The sequence below is a fragment of the Belnapia arida genome (genome assembly GCF_016773205.1).
GTDB lineage: Bacteria > Pseudomonadota > Alphaproteobacteria > Acetobacterales > Acetobacteraceae > Belnapia > Belnapia arida.
In genome coordinates this window covers 133,319-157,632 of record NZ_JAETWB010000001.1, presented here as the reverse complement: position 1 = coordinate 157,632, position 24,314 = coordinate 133,319, and the positions used below count along the sequence as shown (strand labels likewise).

Below are 24,314 nucleotides of genomic sequence, written 5' to 3'. Positions count from 1 at the left end.
ACCCGATATGCCCGCAGTCGCCGAGACCCTCGACACCGTCCAGTCCGTCACCGAAGGCACCTACAAGTGGGGCTTCGAGACCGAGATCGAGATGGATTTCGCCCCGAAAGGGCTGAACGAGGATACCGTTCGCTTCATCTCCGCCCAGAAGAAAGAGCCCGAGTGGCTGCTCGAGTGGCGGCTGAAGGCCTTCGCCACCTGGCAGAAGATGCAGGAGCCGCGTTGGCCGGCGGTGAAGTACCCGCCGATCGACTACCAGGACGCCTACTACTACGCGGCGCCGAAGAAGAAGGACGGCCCGAAGTCGCTCGACGAGGTCGATCCCGAGCTGCTGAAGACCTATGCCAAGCTCGGCATCCCGCTGAAGGAGCAGGCGATCCTGGCCGGCGTCGAGGGCGTGGGCGACAGCCCCTCCGAGGGCGGCCGCATGCCGATCGCCGTCGATGCGGTGTTCGACAGCGTCTCCGTCGCCACCTCCTACAAGGAGCGGCTGGCGAAGGACGGCATCATCTTCTGCGCCATTTCCGAGGCGGTGCATGAGCACCCGGAGCTGGTGAAGCAGTACCTCGGCACCGTGGTGCCGCCGGGCGACAACTTCTATGCGGCATTGAACAGCGCGGTCTTCACCGATGGCAGCTTCGTCTACATCCCGAAGGGCGTGCGCTGCCCGATGGAGCTGAGCACCTACTTCCGCATCAATGCCAAGAGCACCGGCCAGTTCGAGCGGACGCTGATCATCGCCGATGAGGGCGCGGTTGTCTCCTATCTCGAGGGCTGCACGGCGCCGATGCGGGACGAGAACCAGCTGCATGCGGCGGTGGTCGAGCTGGTCGCGCTCGATGACTCCCAGATCAAGTACAGCACGGTGCAGAACTGGTACCCCGGCGATGCCGAGGGCCGGGGCGGCATCTACAACTTCGTCACCAAGCGGGCGCAGTGCCGCGGCAAGCGCAGCAAGGTGAGCTGGACCCAGGTGGAGACCGGCTCGGCCATCACCTGGAAGTACCCGTCCTGCGTGCTGCTCGGCGATGACAGCGTCGGCGAGTTCTACTCGGTGGCCATCACCAACAACCACCAGCAGGCCGATACCGGCACGAAGATGATCCATGTCGGCAAGCGCACGACATCGACCATCGTCTCCAAGGGCATCTCGGCCGGCAAGGGGCAGAACACCTATCGCGGCCTGGTGCGGGTGGCGCCAACGGCCTCGGGCGCGCGTAACTTCACCCAGTGCGACAGCCTCCTGATCGGCGACCAGTGCGGGGCGCATACCGTGCCCTATATCGAGAACCGCAACATGTCGGCCAAGGTCGAGCATGAGGCGACCACGAGCCGCATCGCCGAGGACCAGCTGTTCTACTGCCGCCAGCGCGGCCTGTCCGAAGAGGATGCGGTCGGGATGATCGTCAACGGCTTCTGCCGCGAGGTGTTGAAGGAGCTGCCGATGGAATTCGCCGTCGAGGCCCAGAAGCTTCTCCAGATTTCGCTCGAAGGGAGCGTCGGTTAAATGCTGCGTATCGAAGGACTGACCGCCGAGGTCGATGGCAAGCCGATCCTCAAGGGGATCGACCTGGAAGTCCCTGCCGGCGAGGTGCACGCCATCATGGGCCCGAACGGCTCCGGCAAATCGACCCTTTCCTATGTCCTTGCCGGGCGCGAGGGCTATGAGGTGACAGGCGGCAGCGCGACGCTGAACGGCGTCGACCTGCTGGGCATGGAACCGGAGGAGCGGGCGGCGGCGGGCGTCTTCCTCGCCTTCCAGTATCCGGTGGAGCTGCCGGGCGTTGGCAATGCCAATTTCCTCCGCACCGCGCTGAACGCCATCCGCCGCGGCAAAGGCGAGTCGGAGCTGGACGCCATGCAGTTCCTGAAGCTGGCCCGTGCCCGCCTGAAGGAACTGCAGATGTCGGAGGACATGCTGAAGCGCGGCGTCAATGTCGGCTTCTCCGGCGGTGAGAAGAAGCGGAATGAGGTGCTGCAGATGGCGCTGCTCCGCCCGAGCCTCGCCATCCTCGACGAGACCGACAGCGGCCTCGACATCGACGCGCTGAAGATCGTGGCCGATGGCGTGAACGCGCTGCGGGCGCCGGACTTCTCCGCCCTCGTCATCACCCACTACCAGCGGTTGCTCGACTACATCGTACCCGACAAGGTGCATGTGCTGATGCAGGGCCGCATTGTGCAGACCGGCGGGCCGGAGCTGGCGAAGCAGCTGGAGGCCTCTGGCTATGCCTCGGTGCAGGCCGCGGCATGAACACCGTCGTGCATAGCGGCGCCGAGGGCTTCCTGCACCGCTTCGAGGGGCTGCGGGCGCGCCTTCCGGGGCAGCGGCTGGCCTGGGTGCAGGCGCTGCGCGAGGCGGCGGCCGAGCAATTCCGCGTCGCTGGCTTCCCGACTCGCCGGGTCGAGGCCTGGAAATACACCGATCTCCGCCCCGTCTCCGATGCCGCCTTCGACGAGGCGCTGACCATCCTGGGCGATGGCGACACGCTGCCGGCGCCGCGCGGTGAGCGTCGCGCCGTCTTCGTCGATGGCCGCTTCCGCGAGGAGCTGTCGCAGATCGAGGGCGCCAGCTTCGCCATTGGCAGCCTGGCGGAGGAGCTGCCGCGGCTGGAGGGGCGTCTCGGCGCCCTGGCCCGCCCGGCGGAGGAGTCGCTGGTCGCGCTCAACACCATGCTGTTCGAGGACGGATTGCTGGTGACGGTGCCGACCGGCGTCGCCGGTGGCGTGCTGGAGCTGTGCTCGCTCGCTAGCCGCAGCGAGCGGCCCTCCGCCTTTCATCCGCGCCACCTCATCCGGCTCGAATCCGGTGCCAGCCTTACCATCGTGGAGGAGGCGAGCGGGCCCGAAGATACACGCTACCTGCATAATCCGGTCTTCGAGATCGAGCTGGCGGAGGGCGCCGTGCTGACCCATGCCCGCATCCAGCGCGAGGGGGTGAAGGGCTTCCAGCTCGGCACCGTCTATGCGCGGATCGAGGCGGGCGCGACCTATGACAATTTCACCCTGAATGCCGGCGCCCGCCTGGTGCGGAACGAGATCCACGCCGTGCTCGCCGGGCCGAAGTCCGCCTGCCACATGAACGGCGCGCAGCTGCTGCGCGCTGGCCAGCATGCCGACACCACGACGGTGCTCGACCATGCGGCGCCCGATTGTGCGAGCCGGCAGACCTACAAGACGGTGTTGCAGGGCAAGTCGCGCGGCGTCTTCCAGGGCAAGATCCATGTCCACCAGGTTGCGCAGCGCACCGACGGTTACCAGATGAATCAGGCGCTGCTGCTGAGCCCGGATGCCGAGATCGACAGCAAGCCGCAGCTCGAAATCTATGCCGACGACGTGAAGTGCAGCCATGGCGCCACCGTGGGCGCCCTGGACGCCGACCAGCTCTTCTACCTGCGGGCCCGCGGCATCCCCGAGGCTAAGGCGCGCAGCATCCTGGTCGAGGCCTTCCTGCAGGAAGCGATCGAAGGCGTCACCGATGAGACCGCCCGCGCCGCGCTGGAAAGCGCCGTCGCCGGCTGGTGGGAGAAGGAAGCTGCATGAACGCGCCGGTCCAGCCGGGCTTCGATGTCGAGCGCATCCGCGCCGACTTCCCCATCCTGGCACAGCAGCACCGTGGCAGGCCGCTTGTCTTCCTCGACAGCGGCGCCTCGGCCCAGAAGCCGCGGCAGGTAATCCAGGCGATGGTCCGCAGCATGGAGGAGCGCTATGCCAATGTGCATCGCGGCGCCTACCGGCTGAGCGAGGCCGCCACAGCGGATTACGAGGCGGCGCGCGCCGCCGTCGCCCGCTTCATCAACGCGGCCGACCCGCGCGAGGTGATCTTCACCACCAACAGCACGGCGGCGATCAACCTCGTCGCCCATAGCTGGGGGCGCGGGGTGTTGCGGCCCGGGCAGGCGGTGCTGGTCTCGGAGATGGAGCACCACGCCAACCTCGTCCCCTGGCACATGCTGCGGGACGACAACCGGGGCATCGAGCTGCGCATCTGCCGCGTGACCGATGCCGGGGAGCTCGACCTCGACGACCTTGAGGCCAAGCTCGCCGACGGCAAGGTGGGCCTCGTCGCCGTCACCCATATGTCGAACGTGCTGGGCACGGTGACGCCGGCCGGGCGGATCGTCGCCATGGCGCATGCCAAGGGTGCCAAGGTCCTGCTCGACGGCAGCCAGGCAGCCGTGCACCGCCGTGTCGACATGCAGGCGCTGGGCGCGGATTTCTACGCCTTCACCGGGCACAAGCTTTACGGGCCGACCGGCATAGGCGTGCTGTGGGCGCGGCTCGAGCACCAGGAGCGCATGCCGCCCTTCCTCGGCGGCGGCGACATGATCGCGAGCGTGACGCTCGAGGGCAGCACCTGGGCGGAGCCGCCGGCCAAATTCGAGGCCGGCACGCCGCCCATCGTCGAGGCGGTAGGGCTGCATGCGGCGATCGACTACGTCTCGGCCATCGGCATGCCGGCGCTCGAGGCGCATGAGCATACCCTCGTCGACCACGCCATGCGCCGCCTCTCCGATGTCGAGGGGCTGACGCTGCTCGGCCGGGCGCAGGACCGCGGCGGAGTCTTTTCATTCGCGCTCGACAATGCCCACCCGCATGACCTGGCGACGCTGCTCGACCGGGCCGGCCTCGCGGTGCGCGCCGGGAGGCATTGCGCCGAGCCGTTGCATGCGCGCTTCGGCCTTGAGGGCGGCACCTGCCGCGCCTCCTTCGGGCTCTACACCACGCTCGGCGAGATCGATTATCTCGCCGAGGCTTTGACGAAAGCCAGGGAGTTCTTCTCCTGATGTTCGACGACCTCCGTGACCTCTACCAGGAGGTCATCCTCGACCATGGGCGGAAGCCCCGGAATTTCCGCCGGCTGGAGGATGCCGACCGCACGGCCCGCGGCGACAACCCGATGTGCGGCGACCGGATGGAGCTGTTCCTGAAGCTCCGGCCGGACGGTGCCATCGAGGACGTCGCCTTTCAGGGCCGCGGCTGCGCCATCTCCATGGCCAGCGCATCTCTGATGACCGAAACCGTCAAGGGAAAGTCCCCGGCCGAGGCCCATATGCTGGGCGACCGCTTCCGCAACCTCGCCATGACCGGCACCTGCCCCGATTGCGGCGCCTCGCTGGAGGAGGAGATGGAGCGGCTGCAGCCTCTCTCGGGCGTGCATGAGTTCCCAAGCCGGGTGAAATGCGCGACGCTTGCCTGGCACACGCTCAACGCCGCGCTCGATGGCGGCGCGAAGGAGGCGACGAGTGAGTGACGAAGCCACCACCACGCATGGCGCCTGGACACCCGATGGCGAGGTCCCGCCGCCGGCGCCGAAGGTGAGCGAAGATGCCGTCATCAGCATGATGAAGACGGTCTTCGACCCGGAGATCCCGGTCGACATCTACGAGCTCGGCCTGATCTACGCCGTCGAGATCGAGGATGACGGGAAGGTGAAGGTCGAGATGACGCTGACCACGCCTTCCTGCCCCTCGGCGCAGGAGCTGCCGAGCCAGGTGGAGGAGAGCATTCGCATGGTCCCGGGCGTGACCGGCGTGAAGGTCGAGGTCGTCTGGGATCCGCCTTGGGATCAGGGCCGGATGAGCGAAGATGCCCGTCTTGCCATGAACATGTTTTGAGGGAGGCCGCCATGAGCACGACCACCCAGAGCCCGCCGCGCACGCGTCGCGCGCTGCCGCCTTTGATGCAGCTGACCGACGCCGCCGCCGAGCGGCTGCGCGCCCTCTACGCCGCCGGCGAGGCCGGGCGCCTGCTCCGCATCGGGGTGAAGACCAAGGGCTGCTCCGGCCTTTCCTACGACCTGTCCTGGGTCGATGCGCCGGAGCCGACGGATGAGCGGGTCACCGACAAGGAGGTGACGGTGCTCGTGGACCGCAAGGCGAGCCTCTTCCTCATCGGCACCACCATGGATTACGAGCAGAAGGCGATGTCCGCCGGCTTCACCTTCACCAACCCGAACGAGAAGGGCCGGTGCGGCTGCGGGGAGAGCTTCCACGTCTGAGGCTGCGGCCGCCCCTCAGCCGCTGGTTTTTTCTCGTCCTGCCACCCCGTTGCGCTAGGCTTCCCGGAAAGGACGGTACGGTCCTGACCAGGGAGGCCTCAGCATGAACGTCATCACGCGTGACCCATCGGCCGGGACGCCACTCTCGCGCCTCGACCCGAGCGACCCCGCCCTCTACCAGAACGAGGCCTGGGCGCCGCTCTTCGCCCGCCTCCGCCGCGAGGAGCCGGTGCATTTCTACGCCGAGAGCCGCTTCGGCCCCTATTGGTCCGTCACCCGCTACAAGGACATCATGACGGCGGAGGTGGACCATGCGACCTTCTCCTCCGAGACCGGCGGCATCCAGCTCATCGACCAGCCGAAGGACCTCGCCCGGCCGAGCTTCATCCGCATGGACCCGCCGAAGCATGACGAGCAGCGGAAGGTCGTCCAGCCCATCGTCGCCCCCGGCAACCTCGCCAACATGGAAGTGTTGATCCGCGAGCGGACCTGCCGCGTGCTCGACGCGCTGCCGCGCGGCGAGCCATTCGACTGGGTCGAGCGGGTCTCCATCGAGTTGACGACGATGATGCTGGCGACGCTCTTCGACTTCCCCTTCGAGGAAAGGCACAAGCTCACCTTCTGGTCCGACGTGGCGATCTGCGACGTCACCGCCCCCGACCCGTTGGTCCCGACCGAGGAGGCGCGCTTCGCCGAGCTGAAGGTCATGGCCGAGACCATGGCCGCCCTCTTCAATGCCCGCCGCGACGGCCCGCCGCGCTTCGACCTGCTCTCCATGCTGGCGCAGGGGCCGGCGACGCGGGACATGCCGCTCCGCGAGTTCATGGGCAACCTCGCCCTGCTTATCGTCGGCGGCAACGACACCACGCGCAACTCGATGACCGGCGGCCTGCTCGCCCTGCACCAGAACCCGGCGGAGTTCCGCAAGCTCCGCGAGAACCCGGCTCTCATCCCGAACATGGTCTCCGAGATCATCCGCTGGGTGACGCCGGTCATCCATATGCGCCGCACGGCAACGCGGGATGTTGAACTCGGCGGCCGCACCATCCGCGCAGGGGACAAGGTCGCCCTCTGGTATGTCTCCGGCAACCGGGACGAAGCGGCGATCGAGCAGCCGGACCGCTTCCTCATAGACCGGCCGCGCGCCCGCCAGCACCTCTCCTTCGGCTTCGGCGTGCATCGCTGCGTCGGCAACCGCCTGGCGGAACTCCAGCTCCGCATCCTCTGGGAGGAAATCCTGGCCCGCTTCCCGACGATCGAGGTGCTGGGGCCGCCGCGGCGGATCTACTCCAACTTCATCCACGGCATCGCCGGCTTGCCGGTGCGGATCCCCGCCTAGACCTCGACCGGATTGGGCGCCACGCGGCGCAAGGCTTCGGGCGAGGTCACCCGGGCCGGCCTCCTTCGGCCCCGCAATGGCCGAATGCGCCGGGCAACCGGCTTCACGCCGGGCGCGGCCGGGTCTAGAAATAGTTAGCCACCTATGGAGAGGGAACGCCAAATGGGCATGCTGGATGGTAAGGTCGCGGTCGTCACAGGCTCGGGCGGCGGCGTCGGCCGGGAGATCGCGCTGCAGATGGCCGAGGCCGGGGCCAAGGTCATCATCAACGACATCGGCGCCAGCCTGACCGGCGAGGGCCAGTCCGCCACCCCGGCGCAGCAGACCAAGCAGATCATCGAGCAGCGCGGCGGTCAGGCCGAGATCAACACCGACAGCGTCGCCTCCTGGGAGAGCGCCGGGAAGATCGTCCAGTCGGCGTTGGACCATTTCGGCCGCATCGACATCGTGGTGAACAATGCGGGCATCCTGCGCGACCAGATCTTTCACCGCATGTCGGCGGAGGAGTGGAACGCCGTCATCGACGTGCATCTCAACGGCTCCTTCTACATGTCGCGCCACGCGGCGACGCATTTCCGCAAGCAGGAGAGCGGCGCCTTCGTCCACATCACCTCGACCTCCGGCCTGATCGGCAATTTCGGCCAGGCGAACTACTCGGCGGCGAAGCTCGGCATCGTCGCGCTGTCGAAGTCGATCGCGCTCGACATGAAGCGCTACAACGTGCGCTCCAACTGCCTCGCCCCCTTCGCCTGGAGCCGCATGACCAGCTCCATCCCGGCCGAGACGCCGGAGCAGAAGGCGCGCGTCGAGAAGATCATGCGCATGGGTCCGGAGAAGAATGCGCCGCTCGCCGTCTTCCTCGCCTCCGACGCGGCGAAGGAGGTCAACGGCCAGATCTTCGCCCCGCGCATGAACGAGCTGTTCCTGTTCAGCCAGAACCGTCCGATCCGCAGCATCCACAGCAGCGACGGCTGGACGCCGGAGAGCCTCGCGGAGCATGCGCTCCCGGCGCTGAAGAGCTTCTTCGTCCCGCTGGAGCGTTCGGGCGAGGTCTTCTCCTGGGATCCGCTGTAACGCTCCCAGACACCGCTTCGAGGCGTCGCGGCAAGGCCGCCTGACGCCTGAGGCTTCGGCTACCCTTCCGTGGCAGACCCACGGAAGGGCTCCATCCGGCGACAAGGGAGGGGCCGTGACGCCCGAGAGCCTGATCCGCGGCCGCTATGGCCTCAAGCCCGAGGCGCCGCTGCCCTTCGCCCCGCCGGACGAGGTCCCGCCTGCCCTCGCAGCCCTGCTCGACCGCCGCGTCACCCGCCGCTATATCGCCGAACCGGTGCCGGAAGCGCTGTTGCATACCGTTCTCGCCGCCGCCCAATCCGCGCCGAGCAAATCCGACCTGCAGCAGTACTCCATCATCCTGATCCGGACACCCGAGAGGATTACCCGCATCGCCGACTGGATCGGCGGCATGGACTGGATCAAGCAGGCCCCCGTCTTCCTGCTCTTCTGCGGCGACATCCGCCGCGGCCGCCGGGTCGCCATGCTGCATGGCCGTCGGCATGCCAACGACAATGTCGACACCTTCATCAATGCGACGGCCGATGCGGCGCTGGCCCTCGGCTTCACGGTGATGGCCGCCGAGGCCGCCGGGCTCGGCGCCTGCCCCGTCTCCTATGTCCGCAACCATGTCGAGAAGATCGGGCCGATGTGCGGCCTGCCGGAGGGGGTCTTCCCCGTTGCCGGCCTGACCCTCGGCTGGCCCGAAGGACCCCGCAACTGGCTCTCCCCCCGCCTGCCCCAGGCGCTGGTCGTACACCGCGAGACCTATGACGACAGCGGGCTGGAGGCGGCGCTGCCCGCCTATGACGCCGCTCGCCCACCGGCCCGGCCGCGCTACCCGGAGATCCATGGCCCGAAGCCCGAGGGCTGCGGCTGGAGCGAGAATGCCGCCTGCCAGCTCTCCGTCCCGGAACGCTTCGGCCTCCGCACCTGGCTGAAGCTGCAGGGCCTCTCGCTTGACTGAAGCCCCGATGACCGAAGCCCCGACCGCCGACAACCCCGGTGGCGTCGAGGAGGCGAAGCGCAGCGCCCGCTCCGTCACGCCCCGCCATGCCGCGAGCCTCATCCTCTGGCGCGAGGGGCCGCAGGGGGTGGAGGTGCTGATGGGCCTCCGCCATGCCTCGCACCGCTTCATGCCGAACGTCCTGGTCTTCCCGGGCGGCCGGGTGGACCGCGCCGACCACCGCGCGCCGGCCCTCGGCGACCTTCCGGCCTTCACCCGCGCCTGCCTGGAGCGCCAGGCCCCACCATCGCTCGCGCGGGCCATCGGCATCGCCGCCGCGCGCGAGCTGCATGAGGAAACCGGCCTCGTCCTCGGGCGGATGGAGGGAGGGCGCCTGCTGCCCGACCTCCCCGCGCTCGACTATCTCTGTCGCGCGGTGACGCCGCCCAACCGCTTCCGCCGCTTCAACGCCCGCTTCCTCATCGCCCGCGCCGAGGCGGCCCATGGCGCGCTCCGCGGCAGCGGCGAGCTGGAGGAGCTGCGCTTCTTCGGCATCGAGGAGGCTGCCGCGCACAAGATCGCCAGCATCACCGGCAAGGTGCTGCGGGAATTCGTCGCTTGGCTCGCCCTCAGCCCCGTCGAGCAGGAAGCACGGGAGCTGATCTGCTTCCGCGGGATGGACCAGCGCCTAGCCGAGCGCTGACCATGCCTCGCCTTCGCGCACCGCCCGACCCTCGCCCTCCAGCTTGAGGAGATGGCTGAGCAGGCTGCGGCCCGCCGGGCCGACCAGCCGCGCATCGAGCGGCCCGTAGACCGGCGGCACCAGCTCGGCCGGCGTCGCACGCCCCGCTGTCCGCAGCGCCGCCAGCACCTTCGCCTCGCGCTCCTCCCGATGGGCCTTGAGGGCGGCGAGGAAGGGCTTCGGGTCGGTGAGCGGCGCGCCATGGCCGGGCAGCAGCAGCTGGTCGTCCCGCGCCATCACCCGCTCGAGGCTCCGCATGTAGTCCGCCATGTCGCCATCCGGCGGGCTGATCACGCTGGTGGACCAGCTCATCACATGGTCGGCGCTGAAGAGGATGCCCGTCCCCTCCAGCGAGAAGCAGAGGTGGTTGGCGCAATGCCCCGGCGTGTGCAGCGCCCGCAGCCGCCAGCCCTTGCCCTCCAGCACCTCGTCATCCGCGAGGCGTACATCCGGGTGGAAGCCGTGGTCGCCCCCTTCCCCGCCTGCCTCGGGCGGCGTCACATGCGGGCCGAAGCCATAGGTCATCGCCCCGGTCCGCGCCACGAGCGGCCGCGCGCCGGGCGAATGGTCCCGGTGGGTATGGCTGACCAGCACCTGGGTGATCGTCTCCCCTTCCGTCGCCCGCAGGATCGCGGCCAGTTGCGCCTCGTCCTCCGGTCCGGGATCGAGCACCGCCACCTCGCCCTGGCCGATCAGGTAGGTGTTGGTCCCACGGAAGGTGAAGGCGGAGGGATTGTTGCAGACCAGCCGCCGCACGCTGGGCGCCACCTGCTCGACCGCGCCGTGCGCCAGGCCGTCCCTGGTCAGGAAGGGGATGCTCATGCCTTAGGTTCCTCCGCGGCCGGCACCGCCTTCCGGCGCACCAGCTCCCGGTGGAGGATGTACAAGCCGGCGGCGACGATCAACACGCTCCCCGCCAGCATGGCCGGCCCCGGCAGGTCGCCGAAGGCGAGGAAGCCGAAGAGCATCGACCAGAGCAGCGCCGAATAAGAATAGGGCGCCAGCGCCGAGACCTGCGCGCTGGCCCAGGCCTCGGTCAGCAGCCACTGCGCCGCGCCGCCGACCAGCCCCATCAGGATGAGCAGCCCGAGTTCGAGCGGCGTCGGCGTCACCCAGAAGAAGGGCAGCAGCAGCAGGGCGAAGCCGCCCATCAGCAGCGACTGCCAGAGGGTGATAGTGGTGGAGCTCTCGGTCGCCGAGAGCTGCCGCACCAGCAGCGTGGTCAGCGCCGAGAACATCCCCTGCGCGACGGCCGTGGCGATGCCCATCACCGGCGCCCCCGCGACACCGCCCAGGGCGCCCTGCCCCGCCGCGATCACCAGCACGCCGCAGAAGCCGATCCCCACCGCGGACCAGCGGTGGATGCCGACCCGCTCGCCGAGGAAGGGGATTGCCAGCATGGTGACGAAGAGCGGCTGGGTGTAGCCAAGCGCCGTCTGCTCGGCGAGCGGCAGCAGGGTGAGGGCGAAGAAGCCGCAGGACTGCGCCGCGATGCCGGTCCCGGCCCGCAGCGCATGCCCGCCGAAGCGCCGCGTCTGCAGGCTGCCGAGGCCGAGCCCGGAGCGCATCAGGATCACCATCAGCACCGGCAGGGCGAAGACGCTGCGGAAGACCATCAGCTCCACGACCGGGATGCGCCCGCCCAGCTCCTTCACCAGCACGTTCATGGCGGTGAAGAGGGCATGCGAGGCGAGCATGCAGAGCGCCCCCCGCCGGATATCGTGCCGGAATGCCATCAGCCTGCCCCGGCGCGGCGCTCGGCCGCCCGCCGCACCCGCTCGCGGTGGACGTTGTAGAGCCCCGCCCCGATCACCACCGCGGCGCCGCCGAGCGTCGTCCAGGCCGGCACCTCGCCCCAGATGAGGAAGCCGAGCCCGATGCCCCAGAGCAGCGGCGTGTATTCGAAGGGTGCGATCGCCTGGATCGGCGCCAGGGCGAAGCCGCGGGCGAAGAGCATCTGCGCCACCGCGTTGGCAAGGCCAAAGGCAACCAGCGCGGCCACGCCGAGCAGGCTCGGCAGCAGCGGCGGCGGCCCGCCCGCCGCCGGCCAGAGGAAGGGAAAGGGCAGGCCCAGCAGCCCCACCGGCACATGCGCCAGCAGCAGCCAGAAGGCGATGGCGTAGGGCCCATCCGTTCGCGTCAGGATGCGTGTCCAGATGCGGGTCAGCGCCATCACCGCCGTCGCCACCAGCAGGATGAGCGACTCGATGCGCCACAGCTCGCCCCCGGGCTGGAGCATGAAGAGGACGCCGCCGAAGCCGACCATGGTGCTGGTCCAGCGCCGCCAGCCGACCCGCTCGCCGAGCAGCGGGATCGCCAGCAGGGTCATCAGCAGGGGCGAGGCGCTCGCCACCGCATAGCTGTCGGCCAAGGAGACGCCGGCGGCCCAGCAGTAATACCAGGTGATCGAGACGCCGCAATGCAGCAGGCTCCGCACCGCGAGCAGCCGCCGGTTGACCGGGATGAGCCCCCGCCCGCGCGCCAGCAGGAAGACCAGCAGCGCCCCGATCAGGCCGCGCCAGATCAGCGCCGCCGCCGGCCCGATCTCCGGCATCACCCATTTCACCGTCGCATCGGCCAGCGAGACCACCCCATAGCCGAGGCCGACGATGGCGAGGCCGCGCATCGCCTCCTCGGCGGTGGGCGCGGCGCGGAAGCTGGGCGCAAGTGGCAAGGCCGCGGTGCGCATCAGCCCGGCCTCCCGGGTCTGGAGGGCGGCAGGCAGCAGGCAGGCTCCGACACGGCAAACTCCTTGCCGCCCCCGCGCGGTCAAGGGGCGGACGATCAGCAGAGGGACAGGTGGCGCCTTACCCCAGCCTGGAATAACCGAAGATGCATGCTTCGCAAGGCAGAACGGAATGTCGCCACGGCTGCGCCTTGTTTTCGCCGTGCCTTGTCGTCAGAAGCGCCGTGTGGAACCCGCTGAATACGACCTGATGGATGCCGCCGAGCAGGGCATGTGGTGGTACCGCGCCCTCCACGCCCACGCCATCGCCGCGCTCCAGTCGGTGCGGATCGGCCCGGGCGGCCTGCTTGATGCTGGCTGCGGTACCGGCGGCTTCCTCGCCCGCCTGCGTGCCGCCCAGCCCGGGTTGAAGGCGGCCGGCCTCGAATACTTCGCCCCTGCCGCCGCCCGCGCCCGGGCCAAGGCCGGCGTGCCGGTCGCCATCGGCTCGGTGAACGCCATGCCCTTCGCCGCCGGCTGCTTCGGCGCCGTCGCCAGCCTCGACGTGCTCAGCCACGCTGCGGTCGAGCCGGATGCGGCGCTGGGCGAGATGGCCCGCATCCTCGCCCCTGGCGGCCTGCTGGTGCTGAACCTGCCGGCCTATGACTGGCTGCTCTCCGCGCATGACCTCCGGGTGCGCAACATCCGCCGCTTCACCGCCGGCGGGGTCCGGCGGCTGCTGGCGGCGTCCGGCTTCACCGCCACCCGCACCCGCTACTGGAACGCGCTGCTGCTGCCGGTGATGGCGGCCCAGCGCAAGCTCCTGGCCAGCGCGCCTCACCATGGCTCCGATGTCGCCCCGTTTCCGCCTTGGCTCGATCGTAGCCTGCATGCGGTGACGGTGCTGGAACGCCGGCTGATGCGGCTCGGCCTCCCTTTCCCAGCCGGCGGCTCCATTCTCGCCACCGCCATCCGCGCATGAGGTTTACCCAGATGGGTTTCGAGGACCTGAAGCTTTCCCAGGCTTTGCCGGAGGCCGCCGGCCGTCCGGTCGGCCTGTCGATCGTCGTCCCGGTCTATCGCGGCGCCGCGACGGTCGGGCGCCTGGTCGAGGCACTGTCCGCTCTCAACCCCGAGGGCGGGCTTGAGGTGGTGCTGGTGAACGACGGCAGCCCGGACAATTCCGGCGAGGTCTGCCGCGCGCTGGCCGCGACGGCGACCATCCCCCTTACCTATGTCGAGCACGCCCGGAATTTCGGCGAGCACAACGCGGTCATGACCGGTCTCCGCCATGCCCGCGGCGCCTACGTCATCACCATGGATGACGACCTGCAGAACCCGCCCGAGGAGGTGCTGAAGCTCTACGACCATGCCCGCCTCGGCGGCTGGGACGTGGTCTACACCCGCTATGCCGAGAAGAAGCACGAGGGCTGGCGCAACCTCGGCAGCCGCTTCGCCAATGGCGTCGCCGACATGCTGCTCGACAAGCCGAAGGGTCTCTACCTCTCCTCCTTCCGCTGCATGAGCGCCCTCGTCGTCGCCGAAGTCGCCCGATACAGCGGCCCCTACCCCTATGTGGACGGGCTCATCATGCAGGTGACGCAGCGCATCGACAGCATCGAGGTGATGCACCTCGCCCGCGCCGAGGGCCGCTCCAACTACACGCTGAAGCGCCTGGTCCTGCTCTGGCTGAACCTTGCCACCAACTTCTCCATCCTGCCGCTCCGCCTCGCCATCCTGGCCGGCGTGGCGATGGGCATCCTTGGCCTGCTCGGCGCCATCGCCGTGGTGGTGGAGGCGCTGATAGGCAGCGGCACGCCCTCCGGCTGGGCCTCCTCCATGACGACGACGCTGCTGCTGGCCGGCGTGCAGTTCCTCATCCTCGGCGTGCTCGGCGAGTATGTCGGCCGCGCTTTCCTCTCGGCCAACGGCAAGCCGCAGGGGGTGGTGCGCGAGGTGGTGCCGCCCCGCATCCCGGAGGATCGCGGCCAGTGAGCGCCTACTGGGCCGCGCTGGCGCTGGCCATCGCGACTTCGCTTGGCGGCCAGGTCATGCTGAAGGCCGGGGCGGTGTCGGAGGGGCATTTCCTGTCCCAGCTCTTCCGCCCGATGACGATCATCGGCCTCGCCACCTATGGCGGTGCGGCGCTGCTCTACATCGTGGCGCTGCGCCGCATACCGATGAGCGTCGCCCTGCCCTGCACCGCGGCCAGCTACGTGGCCGTCGCCGTGATCGGCCACCTGATGTTCGGCGAGAGCCTCGGGGCACAGAAGATGGCGGCGATCGGGTTGATCTGCGGCGGCGTCCTGCTGCTCGCCAGCGCCCCCGGTTGACCCGCCCGCGCGGCGGGGAAACAGTGCCGCCGCCTCGCACCAGGAGCCCTGCATGACCGAACTCTGGCGGCTGACCGCCACCGACCTCGCCGCCCTCATCCGTCGGCGCGAGGCCTCGGCCCGCGAGGCCACCTCCGCCGCGCTCGCCCGGCTCGATGCGGTCAACCCCAGGATCAACGCCGTCGTCGCCGATGACCCGTCCGCGGCGCTGGCCGCCGCCGATGCGGTGGACGCCGCGCTGGCCCGCGGCGAGGACCCGGGCCCGCTCGCCGGCGTGCCGGTCACGGTGAAGGTGAATGCGGACCAGGAGGGCTGGCCCACCACCAACGGCCTCCGGCTGCAGGAGGGGCTGGTGGCCACGCAGGACAGCCCCGTCGTCGCCAATCTCAGGCGGGCCGGCGCCGTCATACTCGGTCGCACCAATACCCCGGCCTTCTCGCTCCGCTGGTTCACCCGCAATTCGCTGCACGGCGCGACCCGCAACCCGCGCGACCCGGCGCTCACGCCCGGCGGTTCCTCCGGCGGCGCGGCGGCGGCCACCGCGGCGGGCATCGGCGCCATCGGCCACGGCACGGATATCGGCGGCTCCATCCGATACCCGGCCTATGCCTGCGGCATCCATGGCCTGCGCCCGACCCTCGGCCGCATCCCTGCCTGGAACGCGACGGCGCCCGACCGCTTCATCGGCGGCCAGCTGATGGCCGTCTCCGGCCCGCTCGCCCGCAGCATCGCCGATCTCCGCCTTGGGCTGGCCGCGATGAGCGCCGCCGATGCGCGCGACCCCTGGTGGACCCCGGCCCCGCTCGAGGGCCCGGCCTATCCGAAGCGCGCCGCCCTTTGCATCGCTCCCGAGGGCATGCCGGTCGATCCGGCCATCGTCCAGGCCCTGCACGACGCCGCAGCCCGCCTCACCGCCGCCGGCTGGCAGGTGGAGGAGGTCGATGCCCTCCCTCCGCTCGGCGAATGCGCCCGGCTCCAGGCGACGCTCTGGCTCGCCGAGATGCGCCGCGGCGGCAACACGGCCATCGCCTGCGAGGCCGATCCGGATGCACTTGCCGTCTACGGCTTCATGGAACGGCTCAGCCCCGCCCCCGATCTCGACGCCTTCCAGGATGCGCTCCAGCGCCGCCTCACCCTGCTGCGCGAGTGGTTGCTCTTCCTCGAGCGCTTCCCGGTGGCGCTGATGCCGGTCTCCGGCGCCCTGCCCTTCCCCGACCATGCGGATGTGGAAAGCTTCGAGGGCTTCCAGCGTGTCATGGCCGCCCAGCTCCCCCAGGTCGGCCTGCCGCTGCTGAGCCTGCCCGGCCTCGCCGTCAGCACCGGCCTCGCGGGCCCGGCGCCGGTCGGCGTGCAACTCGTCGCCGGCCGCTACCGGGAGGACATCCTGCTCGCCGCCGCCGAAGCGATCGAGGCCGGCGGCACGCCACCCTCCCCTATCGACCCGGCCTGATGCGACGCCTTTTGACGCTTGCCCTGCTGGCGGCGCTGGGGGGCTGCGCCGGCGGCGGGCGCGCCTGCGGCCCGGCCGGGGCGGCGGTGGAGAACGCCTCCTCCCTCGCCATCGAGCAACTCTTCCTCACCTCCGGGACGGATTGGGGCCCGGACCTGCTCGGCCAGGCGCCTGCCCTGGTGCCCGCGGGGCGTATGCCCCTCACCTTCGACGGCCCCGGCCCCTGGCGGATGCGGGCGGTGTGGGTGACCGGCCGGGCGATCGAGCTCGGCGGCATCAATGGCTGTCACGCCCGCCGCATCGTCATCCGCGACGGCATGGCAACCACCGATTGAAGCACCGCTTGCCGCCGCCCGGTCCGGCACCGTATCGTCGCAGTCTCCAATGAGGATCCGCCGGCATGCGGAAACGCGCCCTGGCTTCGATCACCCTCGCCCTTGGCCTGGCCGCCTGCGCCCCGCCGCCGGACCGGCGCGCGGCCGAGGCGCCGGTCCTGGGCGGCTGCGCGGGCGAGCTGCAGGTCGTCAACGCCTCCTCCCGCACGGTGGACCGGCTCTTCCTCACCCGGCTCTCGCTGGAAGGCTGGGGCAATGACCGGCTCGGGCAGGAGGTGCTGCGCCCCGGCCGCAGCGCCCGCTACCGCCCGAGCGTCCCGGGCGCGCAGGATCTGCGGGTGGTCTGGGCGGATGGCCGCGCCGCCGAGTTGCGCCGGGTCGATCCCTGCGCCACCGGCACCATCCGCGTGGAGGATGCGGGGCTAAAGGCCGCCGCCTAGCCCTGCTTCAGGCGCAGAAGCCGCTCCTCCGCCTCCTCCGGGGCCATGTCGAGCGCCGCCTCCGCCACATCCCGTCCGAATCCGGCCCGCGCCAGCGCGCCCATGGCCTTCATGCGCGCCTCCCGCTCCATCGGCGCCGGCGCGAAGGGGCCGATGCGCCGGCGCCGGCATTGCGCCAGCGCGGCGTCCAGCTCCTCCTCCGGCAGGGCCGCGGCCGCGACCTCCCGCGCCACGCCCTTGCCAGCGAGATGCGCCGCGATTGCCCGCCGCGACCGGCCCGCCTTGGCCAGTCGCCGCGCCCGCGCCATGGCGAAGGCCGCGTCGTCCACCGCGCCGAGCGCCACCATCTGCCGCGCCACCTGCGCCGCCAGCGCCCGCACCTCGGCCGCGGGCGCGGTGTCCTGCCCCTCCGCTTCGGCCCGCCGCGCCCAGCGGTCCACCTTGCGCTCCAGCACCCGCCGCAGGCCGAGCTCCGTCGCGGCGAAGCGGGCAAGATGGGCGAGCGCCGCCTCGCGCAACTTGGCCTCACCCGGCGGCGGTCCGGCGGGGATGGGCTGGCGCCTGGCCTTCTCCTTTGTCATGCACGCACTCTGCCACGATCCCGCCAGGGCTGGCGAACCTCCCTCCGGCCGGGCATAGGCAGAGGCGACCACGACCGAAGGACCCCCGCATGGCTCGCTACCCGACCAATGGCCTTACCCTCGCCCAGGCCAATGCCATCATCGCCGCAGCCCTGGCCAAGGGGCGGGAACTGAACCTGCTGCCGCTCACCGTCGTCGTGCTCGATGCCGGGGGTCAAGTGAAGGCGGTGCAGCGCGAGGACGGCGCTTCCCTGCTCCGCCTTGAGATCGCCGAGGGCAAGGCCCATGGCACCCTGGCGCTGGGCCTCGGCGGCCGTGAGTTGGCCCGCCGCGCCCAGTCGATGCAGGGCTTCATGAATGCCCTGTCGGACCTCTCCGGCGGCAAGGCCGTGCCGGTCCAGGGGGGCGTGCTGGCCTGCGATGCCTCCGGGCTCATCCTCGGCGCCGTCGGCATCAGCGGCGATGTCTCCGCCCAGGACGAGGTCTGCGCAGTCGCCGGCATCGAGGCCGCCGGCCTGGCCGCGGAAACCGGCGACCCGGCCTGAGCCGGCTCGCAACCCGGGGCCATCACAGCCCTGGGTTGTCACCGTCCCGGCTGCGCCACCGAGGCAACCACGTCTCGTTCGGCGGCGTTTCCCTGCCCTAACCCGGTCCGCCGGGCCATGCAAAAAAGGTGACGCCGCCCATGCGAACGACCCGTGATTCCTTCCTCGCCATGACCGCCGCCGCCGCGCTGCTCGCCCTCCCGGTGCTCGCCCAGGGCCAGACCCTGGGCGAGCCGGGCAATGCCTCCGGCGGCCTGCTCGCCCAGGCGGCGCCGCGCGACGGCACGCCCGGCAATCCGCCGAGCACCGCCACCCAGCGCGGCACCGATGCCGTCACCGGCAACCGCACCCCAGCCGACGGCACGCCCGGCAACCCGCCCGGCACCGCCGCCGGCCGCGCCGTGGACCGCGCCCTCGGCACCAACACCACCGGCGCCCAGCCGGAGAACAACCGCCCCGCCGCTGCGCCCTCCACCACGGCCGGCGCCAGCACGGGCGCGCTCGCCGTCGACAGCAGCGCGCTGCGCAGCGGCCGTCGCGCCAGCAAGGTGATCGGCTCGGCCGTCTACAACGAGAACAACGAGAGCATCGGCGAAATCGACGACATCCTGATCCCGCCCGGCGGCAGCGCCCCGGTGGCCGTGATCTCGGTCGGCGGCTTCCTCGGCATCGGCGCCAAGCTGGTGGCGGTGCCCTATGACCGGCTGAACATGGCCGCCAACAGCAATGGCCGCTGGACGCTGGCCGGCGCCACCAAGGAGAGCCTCGGCAGCCTTCCGACCTTCACCTATGAGGGCCAGCCCGAACGGCGCGGCTGACCGGCGTGCAGGCGGGGGAAGGCAATTCCCCCGCCATCGCTGCGAATTTCATCCAGGACGGTTTGACGGCGCGGCCCGATTGCGGCCAAATCCGCCAATTCTCTCCGGAAGGCCCGCGATCCGCGCAGGCTGGGGGAGAAGTCTGGAGTCGATGACCCCGTGATCCCGTCCCTGATGCCCACCTACAACCGCGCCGACCTCGCTTTCGAGCGGGGCGAGGGTGCCTGGCTGTGGACCGGGGACGGCCGACGATTCCTCGATTTCGGCTCCGGCATCGCCACCGCCTCCATCGGCCATGCGCATCCGCACCTGGTGCAGGCCATCGCCGAGCAGGCGGCGCGGGTGATGCACACCTCGAACCTCTACCGGATTCCGCAGGCCGAGAAGCTTGCGGCGCGGCTGGTCGAGACCTCCTTCGCCGACAGCGTCTTCTTCTGCAATTCGGGCGCCGAGGCAAATGAGGGGATGATCAAGGCCGTCCGCAAATACCATGCGGAGCAAGGCCACCCGGAGCGCTTCGTCACCATCTGCTTCGAGGGCGCCTTCCACGGCCGCACCCTCGCCACGCTGGCCGCCACCGGCAACGAGAAGTACATCGCCGGTTTCGGCCCTGTGGTGCAGGGTTTCAAGCACGTCCCCTTCGGCAACATGAACGCGCTTCGCGACGCCATCGACGGCACCACCGCCGCCATCATGGTCGAGCCAATCCAGGGCGAGGGCGGCGTCCGCCCGGCCTCGCTCGACTTCCTCCGCCAGCTCCGCGCCGCGGCCGACGAGTTCGGCATCCTCCTCGCGCTCGACGAGGTGCAGACCGGCATGGGCCGCTCCGGCAAGCTCTGGGCCCATCAATGGGCCGGGATCGAGCCGGATGTCATGTCCTCGGCCAAGGGCATCGGCGGCGGCTTCCCCCTCGGCGCCATCCTGGCGAAGGAGCGGGTGGCGCAATACCTCAAGCCCGGCACCCATGGCAGCACCTATGGCGGCAACCCGCTGGCCTGCGCCGCCGGCAATGCGGTGCTCGACGTCATCCTCGCCCCCGGCTTCCTCGATGGCGTGGATCGCGTCGCCCGGCACCTTTGGCGCGGCCTGCTGGAACTCGCCCATCGCCACCCGGCGGTGGCCGAGGGCGTCCAGGGCGCCGGGTTGCTGGTCGGCCTCAAGCTGCGGCCGGAGATCAGCAACGGCGAGATGCAGAACGCCGCGGTCGCCGAAGGACTGCTGACCGTCGCCGCCGGGATGAACGTGCTGCGCCTCGCGCCGCCGCTCATCATCACCGAGGCGGAGGCCGACGAGGCGCTGCGCCTGCTCGACCGCGCCTGCCTGCGCTGCACGCCGAGCCAGGCCCGGGACGCCGCGAAATGAGTGCTGCCTTGAAGCCCATGGCCGGCGGGGGGGAACAGGCCCCCCGCCACTTCCTCGAACTGATGGATTTCGAGCCGGCGACGCTCCGCCGCATGCTCGACCTCGCCGCGCAGACCAAGCGCGGCCTCGGCGCCCGGCCGCTCGCCGGCAAGACCATCGCGCTGATCTTCGAGAAGCCCTCGACCCGGACCCGCGTCAGCTTCGAGGTCGGTATCCGCCAGCTCGGCGGCGATGTCGTCTTCCTCAATGCGCGGGACATGCAGTCCTCCCGCGGCGAGGAGCTGAGCGACACCGCGAAGGTCCTCTCCCGGTATGTCGATGCCATCATGATGCGCACGCATGACGTGAACCGCATCCGCGAGATGGCGGCGCACGCGACCGTGCCGGTGATCAACGGGCTGACGGACATCTCCCACCCCTGCCAGCTCATGGCCGATGTGCTCACCTTCGAGGAGCATCGCGGCCCGATCGCCGGCCAGGTCGTGGCCTGGGTCGGCGACGGCAACAACGTGGCGCAGAGCTTCATCCAGGCCGCCGCCCGCTTCGGCTTCACTCTCCGCCTGGCGACGCCGCCCGAGCTGCGGCCGCCGCAATGGGTGGTCGACTGGGCGCGCTCCCAGGGTGCGACCATCGAGCTCACCGACGATCCTGTGGAGGCTGTCCGCGGTGCCCGCTGCGTCGTCACCGATGCCTGGGTCTCGATGAACGACGAGACCGGCGATGACGGCGCCGGCCCCAACCGCCACAACCTCCTCGCCCCCTACCAGGTGACGCCGGAGCTGATGCGCCATGCGGCGCCGGACGCCATCTTCCAGCACTGCCTCCCCGCCCATCGCGGCGAGGAAGTGGCGGCGGAGGTGATCGACGGGCCGCAGAGCGTCGTCTTCGACGAGGCGGAGAACCGGCTCCACGCCCAGAAGGGCGTGCTGCTCTGGGCGCTCGGCGCAGGCTGATCGGCGCGGCGGGTGGGCGTGGCCCATCCGCGCCCCTATCTATGGGGCCGAAGCACCAAGGTTCCCGACGTTGCCTGACCCGACCCAACCCTCCTCGACGCCCGACTTCCTCCAGCATGACCGGCCCCCGGTGCCGGATATCATCGTCCCGCGCGGCATCTTGCCTTTTCACTTGGCGGACAAGCCGGTGCGTGGCCGGCTGGTCCGCCTCGGCCCGCTCGCCGATGCGCTGCTGACCCGGCACGAGAACCACCCCGCTGTCACCCGCCTTGCCGGGGAGGCGCTGGCGCTGACCGCGGGTCTCGCCGGCGCGCTGAAATTCAAGGGCAGCTTCTCGCTCCAGGCCAAGGGCGACGGACCGGTCTCCATGCTGCTCGCCGACTGCACAGAGGCCGGCGCGTTGCGCGGCTATGCCCGGGCGGACATGGCGGCGCTGACGAAGCTGCTGGCCAAGGACCCGGTCGGCGACGCCGCGGCACTGCTCGGCCGCGGCTACCTCGCCTTCACTGCGGACCAGGGGCCGGACATGGACCGCTACCAGGGCATCGTCGAGATCCATGGCCTCACCCTGGCGGCGATGACCGGCCACTACTTCGAGACCTCGGAACAGCTCCGCGCCCATGTGCGCCTTGCCTGCGACCGCACCGAGGCAGGCTGGCGCGCCTCCGCGCTCATCATCGAGAAGGTCGCAGGCCAGGGTGGCATCGGCCCCGAGATGGACGACGCGGCGCAGGAGGAGGCCTGGCGCACCGCCCTCGCCCTCATCGGCACCCTCACCGATGCCGAACTGCTGGACGACGCCCTGCCCTCCCAGACCCTGTTGCACCGCCTGTTCCACCTGGAGGGGCTGGAGGTGGACCGTCCGCGGCCTCTCTCCTATGGCTGCCGCTGCTCGCGCTCGCGCCTGGCCGGCGTGCTCTCCCGCTTCGGCCAGGACGATCTGGACCACATGGCGCAGGAGGATGGCGCGATCACCATGACCTGCGAGTTCTGCAACCTCGATTTCCGTTTCGACCGCATGGAAATCCAGGGTAGCGGCACGGCCGGATGAGCCGTACCACCCCCGGTGTCCATTCGGCTGGAGGTCCCCTGATGCCTGACCGGCGCAGCATCCTACTGCTCCCCCTGCTCGCCGCCGCCTGCGGGGGCCGTCTGGAGCCGGTGCCGCTGCCATCCGGTCCGCTCGGCTACAAATACCTCTCGCCGCTGCCGCTGAACGTCGCCGGCATCGACATCGCCGAGGAGGCGCCATCCCCGGTGCCCGGCGATATCGGCGCCCGGCTTTCCCCCTCGGCGCCTGAGGCAGTGCGGATCATGGCCCGCGACCGGCTGATCGCCGTCGGCACCACCGGCCAGGCCCGCTTCACCGTCAGCCAGGCGCAGGTGATCCAGAGCCAGGATGCGCTCACCAGCCTGCTGGGTTGCCGGTTGGAGATCCTCTCCGGCCTCGGCAGCCGGGTCGGCTTCGCCGAGGCGGCGGTCACCCGCTCGGTCAGCGGGCCGGAGGCCAAGCGGCCGAATGCGCCCGAGGCCCTGCTGCGCCGCGCGATGGACGACCTCAATGTGGAGTTCGAATTCCAGCTTCGGCGCGCGCTGAAGGACTGGCTTTCGCAGACCACCCCCGATCCGGATGGCGGCATGGCCGCGCCTGGCCCTGGTCAGGTCGGCGTCGAGGATCTCTCGCCCGGTGCCGCAGCCCCACGGGGCGAGAGGCTGCCTTAGGCGCCGGGGGCGGAACCTTCCGCCTCGCCATGCGATGGGGCGGCATGAGAAGCCTCGTCCTGCCCCTGGCGGCCTTGTCCCTCACCGCCTGCATGGTTCGTGTTCCGGTCAGCGAGCAACAGCCGCCGCCGGCGGTCTATTCCCAGGCACCGCCCTATGCCGCGCCGCTGCCGCCGACCGGCTATGCGGCCCAGGCTCCGACCGACCCCTATTGCGCCGAAGCGGTGGGCGAAGCGCAGGATGCGGCCGCCGTCGCCTCGGCCACCGGCCGTGGCCGCGACATGGACCGCGCCGCTCGCGCCGAGCGCTACGCCCGGCGCGACTGCCGCTAACCCTCGGCGGCTGCGCGCGGCCCGCCGATCATCGCCAGGAATTCCCGCCGGGTGGAGGTATCGTCGCGGAAGGCCCCGAGCATCCGGCTGGTCACCATGGTGACGCCCGGCTTGTGGATGCCGCGTGTCGTCATGCATTGGTGCGCCGCCTCCACCACCACGGCGACGCCCTTCGGCTTCAGCACGTCGTTGATGCAGTTGGCCACCTGCGCGGTCAGCTTCTCCTGGATCTGCAGCCGCTTGGCATAGACCTCCAGCACCCGCGCCAGCTTGCTGATGCCGACCACGCGCCCCGCTGGGAGGTAGGCGATATGCGCCCGGCCGATGATCGGGACCATGTGGTGCTCGCAATGGCTCTCGATGCGGATGTCACGCAGCACCACCATCTCGTCGTAGCCGTCCGTCTCCTCGAAGGAGCGGGCAAGCAGTTCCACCGGATCGACGGCGTAGCCGGCGAAGAATTCTTCATAGGCGCGGGCGACGCGCGCCGGGGTATCCACCAGCCCCTCGCGGTCCGGGTCGTCGCCGGTCCAGCGCAGCAAGGTGCGGATGGCGGCCTCCGCCTCCTCCCGGCTCGGCCGGCCCTCCAGCGATGCCTTGGCGTCGATGATGTGGTTCGGCGTCTGGATGTTCACGGTGCGGGTTCCCAAGGCTCGTGGGCGATGACCTAGCTACAGGCTCGGACATGGGCCCGCCT

General features: G+C 70.4%; 29 protein-coding genes. 24 read left to right on the top strand and 5 right to left on the bottom strand.

The window, feature by feature from the left end:
• Positions 1 to 7: 7 nt before the first annotated feature.
• The 11 genes from sufB (at position 8) to JMJ56_RS00830 (ending at position 10,042) form a co-directional block, all read left to right on the top strand.
• Positions 8 to 1,507: a Fe-S cluster assembly protein SufB gene (gene sufB, locus JMJ56_RS00880; RefSeq protein WP_202829723.1), complete on the top strand. Its 1,500-nt coding sequence runs from the start codon at positions 8 to 10 to the stop codon at positions 1,505 to 1,507.
• Entirely contained in the window at positions 1,508 to 2,254 is a 747-nt protein-coding gene (sufC, locus tag JMJ56_RS00875) for a Fe-S cluster assembly ATPase SufC (RefSeq protein WP_202829722.1), read from the top strand.
• A complete protein-coding gene (gene sufD, locus JMJ56_RS00870) occupies positions 2,251 to 3,543 on the top strand; it encodes a Fe-S cluster assembly protein SufD (protein WP_202829721.1) in 1,293 nt (430 codons plus the stop codon). The genes sufC and sufD overlap by 4 nt, the downstream gene beginning before the upstream one ends.
• A complete protein-coding gene (locus JMJ56_RS00865) occupies positions 3,540 to 4,787 on the top strand; it encodes an aminotransferase class V-fold PLP-dependent enzyme (RefSeq protein ID WP_202829720.1) in 1,248 nt (415 codons plus the stop codon). The genes sufD and JMJ56_RS00865 overlap by 4 nt, the downstream gene beginning before the upstream one ends.
• Positions 4,787 to 5,254 carry a Fe-S cluster assembly sulfur transfer protein SufU gene (sufU, locus tag JMJ56_RS00860; RefSeq protein WP_202829719.1) on the top strand — a complete coding sequence of 156 codons (468 nt, stop codon included), beginning with the start codon at positions 4,787 to 4,789 and terminating at the stop codon, positions 5,252 to 5,254. The genes JMJ56_RS00865 and sufU overlap by 1 nt, the downstream gene beginning before the upstream one ends.
• Positions 5,247 to 5,618 (top strand): SUF system Fe-S cluster assembly protein, encoded by a 372-nt coding sequence (locus JMJ56_RS00855; protein WP_407927871.1) that lies wholly within the window; start codon positions 5,247 to 5,249, stop codon positions 5,616 to 5,618. The genes sufU and JMJ56_RS00855 overlap by 8 nt, the downstream gene beginning before the upstream one ends.
• Positions 5,619 to 5,629: 11 nt before the next feature.
• Positions 5,630 to 6,001 carry a HesB/IscA family protein gene (locus JMJ56_RS00850; protein ID WP_043339347.1) on the top strand — a complete coding sequence of 124 codons (372 nt, stop codon included), beginning with the start codon at positions 5,630 to 5,632 and terminating at the stop codon, positions 5,999 to 6,001.
• Between the two features lie 103 nt (positions 6,002 to 6,104).
• Positions 6,105 to 7,340, top strand: coding sequence for a cytochrome P450 (locus tag JMJ56_RS00845; protein ID WP_202829717.1), 1,236 nt, complete (start codon positions 6,105 to 6,107; stop codon positions 7,338 to 7,340).
• 168 nt (positions 7,341 to 7,508) lie between these two features.
• Positions 7,509 to 8,414: an SDR family NAD(P)-dependent oxidoreductase gene (locus JMJ56_RS00840; protein ID WP_202829716.1), complete on the top strand. Its 906-nt coding sequence runs from the start codon at positions 7,509 to 7,511 to the stop codon at positions 8,412 to 8,414.
• Between the two features lie 115 nt (positions 8,415 to 8,529).
• Positions 8,530 to 9,360: a nitroreductase family protein gene (locus JMJ56_RS00835; RefSeq protein WP_202829715.1), complete on the top strand. Its 831-nt coding sequence runs from the start codon at positions 8,530 to 8,532 to the stop codon at positions 9,358 to 9,360.
• A gap of 7 nt (positions 9,361 to 9,367) precedes the next feature.
• A complete protein-coding gene (locus JMJ56_RS00830; protein ID WP_202829714.1) occupies positions 9,368 to 10,042 on the top strand; it encodes an NUDIX hydrolase in 675 nt (224 codons plus the stop codon).
• On the opposite strand, the gene JMJ56_RS00825 is transcribed toward JMJ56_RS00830, so the two are convergent.
• The 3 genes from JMJ56_RS00825 to JMJ56_RS00815 are packed head-to-tail and all read right to left on the bottom strand — an operon-like array spanning position 10,028 to position 12,770.
• Entirely contained in the window at positions 10,028 to 10,903 is an 876-nt protein-coding gene (locus tag JMJ56_RS00825; RefSeq protein ID WP_202829713.1) for an MBL fold metallo-hydrolase, read from the bottom strand. The two genes, JMJ56_RS00830 and JMJ56_RS00825, sit on opposite strands and share 15 nt — an antisense overlap.
• Positions 10,900 to 11,817, bottom strand: a complete 918-nt coding sequence (locus JMJ56_RS00820) for a DMT family transporter (protein WP_202829712.1) — start codon at positions 11,815 to 11,817, stop codon at positions 10,900 to 10,902. Before JMJ56_RS00820 ends, JMJ56_RS00825 begins: the two co-directional genes overlap by 4 nt.
• Positions 11,817 to 12,770: a DMT family transporter gene (locus tag JMJ56_RS00815; RefSeq protein ID WP_236037371.1), complete on the bottom strand. Its 954-nt coding sequence runs from the start codon at positions 12,768 to 12,770 to the stop codon at positions 11,817 to 11,819. Before JMJ56_RS00815 ends, JMJ56_RS00820 begins: the two co-directional genes overlap by 1 nt.
• 223 nt (positions 12,771 to 12,993) lie before the next feature.
• Here JMJ56_RS00815 and JMJ56_RS00810 point away from each other — a divergent pair, with 223 nt between their 5' ends.
• The 6 genes from JMJ56_RS00810 to JMJ56_RS00785 all read left to right on the top strand — a co-directional run bounded on the left by JMJ56_RS00810 (position 12,994) and on the right by JMJ56_RS00785 (position 17,304).
• Positions 12,994 to 13,728, top strand: coding sequence for a class I SAM-dependent methyltransferase (locus tag JMJ56_RS00810; RefSeq protein ID WP_202829711.1), 735 nt, complete (start codon positions 12,994 to 12,996; stop codon positions 13,726 to 13,728).
• A gap of 11 nt (positions 13,729 to 13,739) precedes the next feature.
• Positions 13,740 to 14,741 carry a glycosyltransferase family 2 protein gene (locus JMJ56_RS00805; RefSeq protein WP_202829710.1) on the top strand — a complete coding sequence of 334 codons (1,002 nt, stop codon included), beginning with the start codon at positions 13,740 to 13,742 and terminating at the stop codon, positions 14,739 to 14,741.
• On the top strand, positions 14,738 to 15,079 hold the full coding sequence (locus JMJ56_RS00800) for a DMT family transporter (RefSeq protein WP_202829709.1): 342 nt from the start codon (positions 14,738 to 14,740) through the stop codon (positions 15,077 to 15,079). The genes JMJ56_RS00805 and JMJ56_RS00800 overlap by 4 nt, the downstream gene beginning before the upstream one ends.
• 52 nt (positions 15,080 to 15,131) lie before the next feature.
• Positions 15,132 to 16,529: an amidase family protein gene (locus tag JMJ56_RS00795; protein WP_202829708.1), complete on the top strand. Its 1,398-nt coding sequence runs from the start codon at positions 15,132 to 15,134 to the stop codon at positions 16,527 to 16,529.
• Positions 16,529 to 16,864 (top strand): hypothetical protein, encoded by a 336-nt coding sequence (locus JMJ56_RS00790; protein WP_202829707.1) that lies wholly within the window; start codon positions 16,529 to 16,531, stop codon positions 16,862 to 16,864. Before JMJ56_RS00795 ends, JMJ56_RS00790 begins: the two co-directional genes overlap by 1 nt.
• 65 nt (positions 16,865 to 16,929) lie before the next feature.
• Entirely contained in the window at positions 16,930 to 17,304 is a 375-nt protein-coding gene (locus JMJ56_RS00785) for a hypothetical protein (RefSeq protein ID WP_202829706.1), read from the top strand.
• On the opposite strand, the gene JMJ56_RS00780 is transcribed toward JMJ56_RS00785, so the two are convergent.
• On the bottom strand, positions 17,301 to 17,885 hold the full coding sequence (locus JMJ56_RS00780; RefSeq protein WP_202829705.1) for a RecX family transcriptional regulator: 585 nt from the start codon (positions 17,883 to 17,885) through the stop codon (positions 17,301 to 17,303). The genes JMJ56_RS00785 and JMJ56_RS00780 overlap by 4 nt on opposite strands.
• A gap of 89 nt (positions 17,886 to 17,974) precedes the next feature.
• Here JMJ56_RS00780 and JMJ56_RS00775 point away from each other — a divergent pair, with 89 nt between their 5' ends.
• The 7 genes from JMJ56_RS00775 to JMJ56_RS00745 all read left to right on the top strand — a co-directional run bounded on the left by JMJ56_RS00775 (position 17,975) and on the right by JMJ56_RS00745 (position 23,617).
• The gene (locus JMJ56_RS00775; protein ID WP_202829704.1) at positions 17,975 to 18,430 is read left to right on the top strand and encodes a GlcG/HbpS family heme-binding protein; all 456 of its coding nucleotides are present in this window, start codon (positions 17,975 to 17,977) and stop codon (positions 18,428 to 18,430) included.
• Between the two features lie 140 nt (positions 18,431 to 18,570).
• Positions 18,571 to 19,248, top strand: a complete 678-nt coding sequence (locus JMJ56_RS00770) for a PRC-barrel domain-containing protein (protein WP_202829703.1) — start codon at positions 18,571 to 18,573, stop codon at positions 19,246 to 19,248.
• A gap of 159 nt (positions 19,249 to 19,407) precedes the next feature.
• Entirely contained in the window at positions 19,408 to 20,610 is a 1,203-nt protein-coding gene (locus JMJ56_RS00765) for an aspartate aminotransferase family protein (RefSeq protein WP_202829702.1), read from the top strand.
• Entirely contained in the window at positions 20,607 to 21,563 is a 957-nt protein-coding gene (argF, locus tag JMJ56_RS00760) for an ornithine carbamoyltransferase (protein WP_202829701.1), read from the top strand. The genes JMJ56_RS00765 and argF overlap by 4 nt, the downstream gene beginning before the upstream one ends.
• A 70-nt stretch (positions 21,564 to 21,633) precedes the next feature.
• A complete protein-coding gene (gene hslO, locus JMJ56_RS00755) occupies positions 21,634 to 22,614 on the top strand; it encodes an Hsp33 family molecular chaperone HslO (RefSeq protein ID WP_202829700.1) in 981 nt (326 codons plus the stop codon).
• Positions 22,615 to 22,655: 41 nt separating this feature from the next.
• Entirely contained in the window at positions 22,656 to 23,285 is a 630-nt protein-coding gene (locus JMJ56_RS00750) for a hypothetical protein (RefSeq protein ID WP_202829699.1), read from the top strand.
• Positions 23,286 to 23,329: 44 nt separating this feature from the next.
• Positions 23,330 to 23,617: a hypothetical protein gene (locus JMJ56_RS00745; RefSeq protein ID WP_202829698.1), complete on the top strand. Its 288-nt coding sequence runs from the start codon at positions 23,330 to 23,332 to the stop codon at positions 23,615 to 23,617.
• Here the strand turns inward: JMJ56_RS00745 and folE are convergent.
• Positions 23,614 to 24,252 (bottom strand): GTP cyclohydrolase I FolE, encoded by a 639-nt coding sequence (folE, locus tag JMJ56_RS00740; protein WP_202829697.1) that lies wholly within the window; start codon positions 24,250 to 24,252, stop codon positions 23,614 to 23,616. The genes JMJ56_RS00745 and folE overlap by 4 nt on opposite strands.
• Between the last annotated feature and the right edge of the window lie 62 nt (positions 24,253 to 24,314).